Here is a 9,262-nt window from a genome sequence, read left to right as displayed (position 1 = left end):
CGCCCGGTTACATTCCGAACCCGGAAGCTAAGCCTTTCAGCGCCGATGGTACTGCAGGGGGGACCCTGTGGGAGAGTAGGACACCGCCGAACAATCATTGTGGGAAAGCCCCGCACCTCATGGTGCGGGGCTTTTCTGCGTTTACGGCACGAACGGATCTCCTTTCGGAGACCACGTTGTCGCCGGGTTCAGAGGCGGCCTGCTGCCTTCAGGGCGAGGTAGGCGTCCGCCAGGGCGGGGGCGAGGGTCTCGGGAGTGACGTCGACGACCGTGACGCCGTGGCGCTGGAGCTGGTCCGCAGTACGAGTGCGCTGGGACTGGGTCTGAGTGGCGGCCGCGGCCTCGTAGACGGCTTCGATTGCGCCGCGTCCCTCGGCCATGCGCGTCACATGGGGATCGGCGACGGAGGCCACCAGGACCGTGTGGCGCTGGGTGAGCTGGGGGAGGACCGGGAGGAGGCCCTCCTCGATCGGGGCGGCGTCGAGACCGGTCAGGAGAACGATCAGCGAGCGGCGGGGAGCGCGCGCCAGGGCCGTCGCGGCGAGACCGCGGGCGTCGGTCTCCACGAGTTCGGGTTCCAGCGGGGCGAGGGCGTTGACCACGGCCGGCAGGACGTCGCCGGCGGAGCGGCCCTGGACCTGGGCACGGAGGCGGCGGTCGTAGGCCAGGAGGTCCACGCGGTCGCCGGCTCGGGAGGCCAGAGCGGTGAGGAGGAGGGCCGCGTCCATGGAGGCGTCCAGGCGGGGGACGTCGCCGACGCGGCCGGCCGAGGTGCGGCCGGTGTCGAGGACGATCAGGATGTGGCGGTCGCGCTCGGGTCGCCAGGTGCGGACCGCGACGGTGGTCTGACGGGCCGTGGCCCGCCAGTCGATCGAGCGGGTGTCGTCGCCGGGGACGTACTCGCGGAGGCTGTCGAACTCCGTGCCCTCGCCGCGGGTGAGCACGCTGGTGCGGCCGTCGAGCTCGCGGAGCCTGGCCAGGCGCGACGGCAGGTGCTTGCGGCTGGTGAAGGGCGGCAGGACGCGGACGGTCCAGGGGACCTCGTGGTGGCCCTGGCGGGCCGCGAGGCCCAGGGGGCCGAACGAGCGGACCGTGACCCGTTCCGCGTGGCGGTCGCCGCGGCGGGTCGGTCGCAGGCTGGTGGTGAGACGACGGCGTTCCCCGGCGGGGACGGTCAGCCGACGGCGTGAGGAGGCCTGTTCGGTGCCGGGGAGCCAGCTGCTGGGCGGCCAGGCGTCGCGGACCTGGGCGCGGAGACGGCGGCGGGACGGGTTGGTGACGGTGAGCTGGACCTCTGCCTCGTCACCGAGTCGAACGGATGTATCACCACTTCGGGTGAATTGGAGCGTTCGTACTGGCGTGGCCAAGGCGTAGTCGCACAGAATTGCGAGGGAGAGGGGCGCGTTCACCGCGAGCATCCCCGCCCAGCTGGGGGCGAGGATGCCGACGGGGAGCGATCCGAGGGCGGCGAGCAGCGCGGTTCGTCCGGTGAGGGCCATGGGGCGCCGTTCTCAGCGGGGGACGGGGACGTGGGCGAGGATCGAGTTGAGGACGGAGTCGGGGGTGACCCCCTCCATCTCGGCCTCGGGCCGCAGGTGGAGGCGATGACGCAGGGTGGGGAGAGCGAGGGCCTTCACATCGTCCGGGGTGACGTAGTCCCGGCCGGTGAGCCAGGCCCAGGCGCGGGCGGTGGAGAGCAGGGCGGTGGCGCCTCGGGGGGAGACCCCGAGCGTGAGCGAGGGGGATTCACGCGTGGCACGACAGATATCGACGACATAGCCGGCGATCTCGGTGGAGACCGAGACCTTGGCGACGGCGGCCCGGGCCGCTTCGAGCTCGGCGGGGCCCGCGACGGGACGGACGCCGGCGGCCTTCAGGTCGCGGGGGTCGAAGCCCTCGGCGTGACGGGTGAGGACGTGGATCTCGTCCGCGCGTGAGGGCAGCGGGACCGTCAGCTTGAGGAGGAACCGGTCCAGTTGGGCCTCGGGGAGCGGGTAGGTGCCCTCGTACTCGACGGGGTTCTGGGTCGCGGCGACCAGGAACGGTTCGGGGAGGAGGCGCGGGGTGCCGTCGACCGTGACCTGTCGCTCCTCCATCGCCTCCAGAAGGGAGGACTGGGTCTTCGGGGGCGTGCGGTTGATCTCGTCGGCGAGCAGCAGGTTGGTGAAGACCGGACCGGGCTGGAAGGAGAACTCGGCGGTGCGGGCGTCGTAGACCAGGGAGCCCGTGACGTCGCTCGGCATCAGGTCGGGGGTGAACTGGACGCGCTTGGTGTCGAGTTCGAGTGCAGCCGCCAGCGAGCGGACCAGGAGGGTCTTGGCGACTCCGGGGACGCCTTCGAGGAGGACGTGTCCCCGGCAGAGCAGGGCGACGACGAGACCGGTGACGGCGGGGTCCTGGCCGACCACGGCTTTCGCGATCTCGGTGCGCAGGGCCTCCAGGGAGGCGCGGGCGCTGTCCGAGTCCGTGACGGTCTCGGAGGTCGGGGCGCTCATGAGGTGCGTACCTCTCTTTCGAGGGCGTCGAGTTGGTCCGCCAGGCGGATGAGGGCGGCGTCGTCGGCGGGAGCCGGGCCGAAGAGGAGGTTCCTGGGGTCCGCGGTCGTCTCGGGGAGGCGGACGGAGAGGGCAGGGAGGAGACGGTCGGGGGAGTGGGCGTCCTGGACGGGGACGCCGAGCAGCGGGGCGAGCCGGGCGCGGGTCGCGGTGCGCAGGACGGAGGCGGCGCGGTCGCGGGCGTTCGCCTTGCGGTAGAGGCGGGCGCGGCCCTCGGTGGCCTCGGAGGCGCGGAGGGCGACGGGGAGGCGCTCGGTGACCAGGGGGCCGAGGCGGCGGCCGCGCCAGAGGGCGGCCAGCAGGGCCGCGAGGGCGAGTTGCAGGGCGCCCCACAGCCAGCCGGAGGGGATGAGCGCGAAGAAGTTGCCCGTGGTGTCGTCGGCGGGTGTGTCGGTGGGGGCCGAGGTGTCGGAGAGGGAGGGGAGGTACCAGACGAGATGGGGTTCGGAGCCGAGGAGTTGCAGGGCCAGCGAGGCGTTGCCCCGTTGGTCGAGACGGGAGTTGTAGAGGATGTCGGGCGAGCCGAGGAGGACGGTGTCGGTGGTGCCCGTGCCGCTGCCCGTGTCGGGGAGGAGGAGCAGGGTGGGCAGGCCGTCGGAGCGGTAGCAGGCCTCGGCGGGGGTGCCGGGGGAGGTCTCGTAGCGCTCGCCGCCGAGGTCGACGCTGCCGGCGCGGGTGGCGGCCGGCAGGGCGCAGCCGGGGGCGCGCTCCTCCACCGGGGCGCTCGGGGCGCTGGTGATTCCGGGGGCCAGGGTGGTGAGGGAGGTGCGGCCCGCGCCGACGAGGACCGTGCGGGCGGCGGTGCCGGTCATGGTCGAGTGGAGGATGGACTGCTGGGCGTGCGTCAGCAGGTCGGGGGTGGTGACCAGGAGGGTGGTTCCGGTGTGCGTGGCCGCCGTGGCCTCGGCCAGGGTGGTGGCGAGGGTGACGGTGACGCCGCGGGCCTCGAGGAGTTCGGCGACGGCGCGGCTGCCGTGGGGGTCGGCGGAGCGTGGGTCGAGGGCGCCGTGGGCGTCGGTGGACCGGACCGTCGCGAGGGCGAGGCCGCCGGTCAGGATCAGGGCGAGCACGAGGACCGCGCCGCGGGCGCGGGTCCACACCTGGCGGGCGGAGGGGGCCGTCGAGGTGGTGCCGGTGACCGGGCGGCTCATGCGGGCGTCCCCGTGGAAGCGGTGTCGAGGGTGGGGCGGGTCCGTTCCAGGGCGGTGTCCAGTGCCTCGACGCGGCGGTACGCGGGTTCGTCGGCGGTGCGGCCGCCGTATGTGACGTCGTCGAAGGTGCGGGCCGCGAGGCGCAGATCGTCCGCGTGGGCGGGGAGGGAGCGGCCGGCTTCGGCGGCGGCCTCGTCGGCGGTGCGGCCGGGGCGGGGTTCGAGGAGGGCGCGTTCTTCGAGGGAGCGGACGACGGCCCGCATCCGTTCCTGGACGGCTTCGTTCCAGCGGCCGGCGGAGGCGTGGCGCGCGGCGGCCGTCCGGTGGTCCCGGGCGGTGCGGGGGCCGTCGACGAAGAGGGAGTCGCCGGTGGCGCCGGGGGTCCGGTGCGGGGTGCCGAGGCGCCACCAGAGGGCGGCGGCCAGGACGGCCACCACCAGGACGATGACGACGAGGCCGAGGACGCCGCCCGGGGTGGCCCCCGAGGCGGCGCCGAAGAGGTCGTCCAGCCACTCCCAGAAGCGGTTGAGGCCGCGCTGGAGGAGGTTCGGGTCGTTCTCGTGGTACCTCGGATCGGACAGCTCCCGCTCCGCCGCCTCGCGGGCGGGGACGCGGGAGATGTCGACCGGTGTGTCGCCGTCGGCGCGCAGCCGTGCCGGTGCCGCGGCCGTTCCCCCCGTGAACGTCACCGCATCAGCCCCCGACGGCGTGGGTGCCCGGCGCGGGGTCGTAGCCGGGGAGGCCCGCGGCCCGGGCCAGTTCGAGGTCCAGGGCTTCGCGGCGGATGCGCTGGTCCACGTAGAGGAGGACGGTCACGCCGGCCGAGATCGGGTAGGTGATCGCGCTGGTGATCACGCCGCCGATCCCCGTGATGATCAGGAACGGCCAGCCGAACGCGGTGGTGGTGCCGGACAGCAGGCCGGAGAAGCCCTGGCCGTCGACCGCGATGCCGATGATGGTGAACGGGATCGCGATGATCATGGCGAAGAGGAAGATCAGCAGCTGCGTCAGCATGATGATGCCGAAGATCCGCCACCACGAGCCCCGCACCAGCTTCGCCGAGCGCTTCAGGGCCGGGACGACGCCCCGGCGCTCCAGCATCAGGGCGGGGGAGGACAGGCTGAAGCGGATCATCAGCCAGACGACGGCCACGACGGCGCCCAGGCCGCCGAGGAAGGTCAGGGCCACGCCCGGGGCGCCGCCGATCAGGAGACCGGGGAGCAGTCCGAGGGTCACGAGGGCGGCGGCCATCGCCGCGAGGAGCAGGGTCAGGCCGAGGAGCTGGAGCAGGCGCGGGCGGGCCTCCTGCCAGGCGGAGCCCAGCGAGACCGGGCGGCCGAGGACCGCGCGGCTGATGACGACGGTCAGCAGGGCGGCGCTCACGAGCGACGCCATCATCGTCACGAGGAGCGAGGGGCCCAGGGCGATCAGGGAGGCCTGGGCGGAGTCGACGGACTGCTGCAGCTGCTCGGCGGGCGTGGCGTCGACATTGACCTCGGGGGGCGTCGGCACGAGGTACCGCTGGGCCACGATGTTGGCGATCTGCGAGATCACCGCGACCGTGACGGTGATGGTGAGGACCGTGCGCCAGTAGGTGCGGAGGGTCTTCACCGCGCCGTCGAGGATCTCGCCCATGCCCAGCGGGCGCAGCGGGACGACTCCGGGCTTCGCTGCCGGAGGCCTGCCCCAGTGGACGCCGGGCGGCGGGGCTCCCCAGTTCTGGGCGGGCGCCGGGGGCGGGGTCCGGTCGGTCGGGGGGGACCACTGGCCGGCGGGCGGCTGGTCCTTGGACCACTGGGGGGCAGAGCCGTTCGCGTCGGTCGAGGAGGGAGGGCCGGTGACCCCCGAGCCGTCCTGGCCGTCGGAGGGGGCGGATCCGGGCGAGGTCCAGCCCGGAGTGTCGTTCACGGTCGTCCACCTCGGAGGAATGGTCGCGGCGCCGGATCGGCGAACCGGCTCGGTCACGGCGGCCGACACCTGACACGGCGGCGGGCCGGGTGCCATCGTGCCACGCGGGGCCCGCCCATGGGCCGGAGCCCGCATCTCCTTCGTACCTTTGTCCGGACCTTCGCGGTGCGAGTGGCAGGGGGCACACGCTGCGGACGCCCGATCGGGTCGCGCGAACCGTGCGTCGGCGGAGCGTGCGGGCCGCTCCTCCACGGGGGCGCGGCTCGGGCAGGGGGGCTGGTTTCGGCGGCTAGACCTCGTAGCGCCTCAGGGCTCGTGCGGTGGGTTCGCCGGTGCGGTGCGGTGCGGTGCGCGTACGCGGTGCGGGCCTTGATCTCGCGCAGGGTGGTGGGTCGCCGGCCGGGGCCTCCGCAGCAGCTCTTGTGGAAGCCGATCCCCGCGTGCAGGAGGACCGACAGCACTCGCCAGGCGTCCTTGTCGCGTCGTCGGGGCGGCGCGAACGCCGAACCGGCGTGGATCATCGCCCGCGCACAGCGTGGACAGCGCCGTTCACGATCGGGACCGTGGAACTGCTTGTACGAGGCCCGGCACGGCAGGCACACGTAGGAGGTCTTGCCGTGGCTCATGGGGGCAGGGTAGGAGCTCGCTCGGCCGGGCTGCCAGGAAATTTTCTCCGCTGATGCGGGACGGCCTCCCCATGGGCCGCGCGGGGCGGCACGGGGTACGGTTCTGCGCGACCAGGGGGGACACGGGGGTGACATCCATGACCGACATCAACACCCATGAACACGGGCAGTCACCGACGGTTGATCAAGGACGTCGCCGCAGGTCAGTGAGGTATCTCACCAGCCGCCTCAGGACTGATACGGAAATGGGATGATGTCGATATGAAGGGACGCGTTCTTGTCGTCGACGACGACACCGCACTGGCCGAGATGCTCGGCATCGTGCTGCGGGGTGAAGGGTTCGAGCCGTCGTTCGTCGCGGACGGTGACAAGGCGCTTGCCGCTTTCAGGGAGGTCAAGCCCGATCTGGTGCTGCTGGACCTGATGCTGCCCGGGAGGGACGGCATCGAGGTGTGCCGGCTCATCCGCGCCGAGTCCGGTGTGCCGATCGTCATGCTCACGGCCAAGAGCGACACCGTCGACGTGGTCGTGGGCCTGGAGTCCGGCGCCGACGACTACATCGTGAAGCCGTTCAAGCCGAAGGAGCTCGTCGCCCGTATCCGGGCGCGGCTGCGGAGGTCCGAGGAACCGGCTCCCGAGCAGCTGACCATCGGGGACCTGGTCATCGACGTGGCCGGGCACTCCGTGAAGCGGGACGGGCAGTCCATCGCCCTGACCCCGCTGGAGTTCGACCTGCTGGTCGCGCTCGCGCGCAAGCCGTGGCAGGTCTTCACCCGTGAGGTCCTCCTCGAGCAGGTCTGGGGCTACCGGCACGCGGCCGACACCCGGCTGGTGAACGTGCACGTCCAGCGGCTGCGCTCGAAGGTCGAGAAGGACCCCGAGCGCCCGGAGATCGTGGTGACCGTCCGCGGTGTCGGTTACAAGGCGGGGCCGAGCTGACGTGAGCACGGGCAGTACTGCTCCGAAGCCCGGGGATCCGGGGGTCCGTACGGGGCGGACTGCCGGACCGGGGCGGGGGGGCTCGCGATTCGGCCGTCTGCTGCGCGCCGGGGGGCTCCTCCGGGACGGTGCGCGGGGCGGACCGGTCCTCCGGCTCTTCGCGCGCTGGGTCCGCCGGCCGCTGCTGCCCGCCGTGCGGCTGTGGCGGCGGAACATCCAGCTGCGGATCGTCGCGGGCACCCTGCTCATGTCCCTCGGAGTGGTGCTGCTGCTCGGCATCGTCGTCATCGGGCAGGTCCGCAACGGCCTGCTCGAGGCCAAGGAGAGGGCCGCCCAGAGCCAGGCCGCCGGAGGGTTCTCCGCCGCCCAGGACCGGGCGGCGACCACCCCCTCGGTGCCCGGACAGCAGGACGGCGGTCGGGCCGGCGCCTCCGTGAACTGGCGCTCCACGCTGGTCGAGCAGCTCGCCAGCGGTGGGCAGAGCGCGTTCAACGTGGTCGCGCTCTCCCTCGACACCGGTGACACCGCGAGCCGGGGCGCGCGTGCCTCCGGCGAGGTCGACCCGACCACGAGCATCCCGGCGGACCTGCGGCACTGGGTCGCGCAGGGCACCGGGACGTACCAGAAGTTCACGCGGATCCACTACACCAGCGGCAAGGCGTCCGAGTCGGGCCTGGTGATCGGCAAGCGGCTGAACGACGCCGACGGCGACCAGTACGAGCTGTACTACCTCTTCCCGCTGAACCAGGAGGAGGACTCCCTCACCCTGGTCAAGGGGACCCTGGCAACCGCCGGACTCTTCGTCGTCGTGCTGCTCGGCGCCATCGCCTGGCTCATGGTCCGCCAGGTCGTCACGCCCGTGCGGATGGCCGCCGGGATCGCCGAACGGCTCTCCGCCGGCCGCCTCCAGGAGCGCATGAAGGTCACCGGCGAGGACGACATCGCGCGCCTCGGCGAGGCCTTCAACAAGATGGCCTCCAACCTCCAGCTCAAGATCCAGCAGCTGGAGGAGCTGTCACGGATGCAGCGGCGGTTCGTCTCCGACGTCTCGCACGAGCTGCGGACCCCGCTGACCACGGTCCGGATGGCCGCCGACGTCATCCACGAGGCCCGCGTCGACTTCGACCCGATCACCGCCCGCTCCGCCGAACTCCTCGGCGACCAGCTCGACCGCTTCGAGTCGCTGCTCTCCGACCTCCTGGAGATCAGCCGCTTCGACGCGGGCGCGGCCGCCCTGGAGGCCGAGCCGATAGACCTGCGCCAGGTCGTCCGCCGGGTCATCGGCGGCGCCGAACCCCTCGCCGAGCGCAAGGGCACCCGGATCGTGGTCCTCGGCGACCAGCAGCCCGTGGTGGCCGAGGCGGACGCCCGCCGCGTCGAGCGGGTGCTGCGCAACCTCGTCGTCAACGCCGTCGAGCACGGCGAGGGCCGTGACGTGGTCGTGAAGCTCGCCGCCGCCGGCGGGGCCGTCGCCGTCGCCGTCCGCGACTACGGCGTCGGACTCAAGCCGGGCGAGGCCACCCGGGTCTTCAACCGCTTCTGGCGCGCCGACCCCGCACGCGCGCGCACCACCGGCGGCACGGGTCTCGGCCTGTCGATCGCCGTCGAGGACGCGCGCCTGCACGGCGGCTGGCTCCAGGCCTGGGGCGAGCCGGGGGGCGGTTCGCAGTTCCGGCTCACCCTGCCGCGTACCGCGGACGAGCCGCTGCGGGGATCCCCGATCCCGCTGGAGCCCGAGGACTCCCGGCGCAGCCGCGAGCAGGCGGCCGCCGGACGCGACCAGGAGAGCGGCCGGCTCATGTCGGTGCCGGCGCAGCCCGTGGGCGACCGGTCGGCGCTCGCCGTACCGCCGAGGCTGCCCGCGCAGCCGCGCGCGACCGTCGATCCGACGGCGCTGCCCGGCAGCGGCGCACGGGTCGTGGCGCGCGGGGCGACGGACGGCGACGGCGGTACGGGCCCGGCGGCGGCCGGGGGGAACGGGCATCTGGAGCAGGAGGACGGGACACGTGGGCGCTGACTCCCGAGCGGAGCACGCGGGGCGGGGACGGGGTGCACGCGCGGTGGTCCTCGCCGCGTGCGGCGG

At 73.4% G+C, this 9,262-nt stretch carries 7 protein-coding genes, 1 rRNA gene and 1 pseudogene; 3 read left to right on the top strand and 6 right to left on the bottom strand.

The window, feature by feature from the left end; all coding sequences use genetic code 11:
- Positions 1–92 (top strand): 5S ribosomal RNA (gene rrf, locus ACZ66Z_RS31825); the annotation flags it as partial.
- 96 nt (positions 93–188) lie between these two features.
- On the opposite strand, the gene ACZ66Z_RS31820 is transcribed toward rrf, so the two are convergent.
- The 6 genes and pseudogenes from ACZ66Z_RS31820 to ACZ66Z_RS31795 form a co-directional block, all read right to left on the bottom strand.
- On the bottom strand, positions 189–1,499 hold the full coding sequence (locus ACZ66Z_RS31820) for a DUF58 domain-containing protein (protein ID WP_469939011.1): 1,311 nt from the start codon (positions 1,497–1,499) through the stop codon (positions 189–191).
- Positions 1,500–1,511: 12 nt separating this feature from the next.
- Positions 1,512–2,495 (bottom strand): AAA family ATPase, encoded by a 984-nt coding sequence (locus tag ACZ66Z_RS31815; protein WP_469939009.1) that lies wholly within the window; start codon positions 2,493–2,495, stop codon positions 1,512–1,514.
- Positions 2,492–3,706, bottom strand: a complete 1,215-nt coding sequence (locus ACZ66Z_RS31810) for a DUF4350 domain-containing protein (protein WP_469939008.1) — start codon at positions 3,704–3,706, stop codon at positions 2,492–2,494. The genes ACZ66Z_RS31815 and ACZ66Z_RS31810 overlap by 4 nt, the downstream gene beginning before the upstream one ends.
- Positions 3,703–4,395 (bottom strand): DUF4129 domain-containing protein, encoded by a 693-nt coding sequence (locus ACZ66Z_RS31805; protein ID WP_469939007.1) that lies wholly within the window; start codon positions 4,393–4,395, stop codon positions 3,703–3,705. Before ACZ66Z_RS31805 ends, ACZ66Z_RS31810 begins: the two co-directional genes overlap by 4 nt.
- 4 nt (positions 4,396–4,399) lie before the next feature.
- Complete coding sequence (locus ACZ66Z_RS31800) at positions 4,400–5,614, bottom strand: DUF7847 domain-containing protein (RefSeq protein WP_469939005.1); 1,215 nt, start codon at positions 5,612–5,614, stop codon at positions 4,400–4,402.
- Between the two features lie 289 nt (positions 5,615–5,903).
- Positions 5,904–6,240: pseudogene (locus ACZ66Z_RS31795) on the bottom strand (deoxyxylulose-5-phosphate synthase).
- A gap of 261 nt (positions 6,241–6,501) precedes the next feature.
- Between ACZ66Z_RS31795 and mtrA the strand changes: the two are divergent.
- Entirely contained in the window at positions 6,502–7,179 is a 678-nt protein-coding gene (mtrA, locus tag ACZ66Z_RS31790) for a two-component system response regulator MtrA (protein ID WP_031076503.1), read from the top strand.
- A gap of 1 nt (position 7,180) precedes the next feature.
- Complete coding sequence (mtrB, locus tag ACZ66Z_RS31785) at positions 7,181–9,196, top strand: MtrAB system histidine kinase MtrB (RefSeq protein ID WP_469939004.1); 2,016 nt, start codon at positions 7,181–7,183, stop codon at positions 9,194–9,196.
- The last annotated feature ends 66 nt before the right edge of the window (positions 9,197–9,262 follow it).

This window comes from Streptomyces sp. NPDC107498 (genome assembly GCF_055582805.1).
Note: the sequence above shows the minus strand (reverse complement) of the source record. Positions and strands in the feature narration are given on the sequence as shown.

Bases quoted from the DNA above. Each gene is read 5' to 3' on its own strand.
- ACZ66Z_RS31820 (WP_469939011.1), bottom strand. From the start codon at position 1,499: ATGGCCCTCACCGGACGAACCGCGCTGCTCGCCGCCCTCGGATCGCTC.
- ACZ66Z_RS31815 (WP_469939009.1), bottom strand. From the start codon at position 2,495: ATGAGCGCCCCGACCTCCGAGACCGTCACGGACTCGGACAGCGCCCGC.
- mtrA (WP_031076503.1), top strand. From the start codon at position 6,502: ATGAAGGGACGCGTTCTTGTCGTCGACGACGACACCGCACTGGCCGAG.
- ACZ66Z_RS31810 (WP_469939008.1), bottom strand. From the start codon at position 3,706: ATGAGCCGCCCGGTCACCGGCACCACCTCGACGGCCCCCTCCGCCCGC.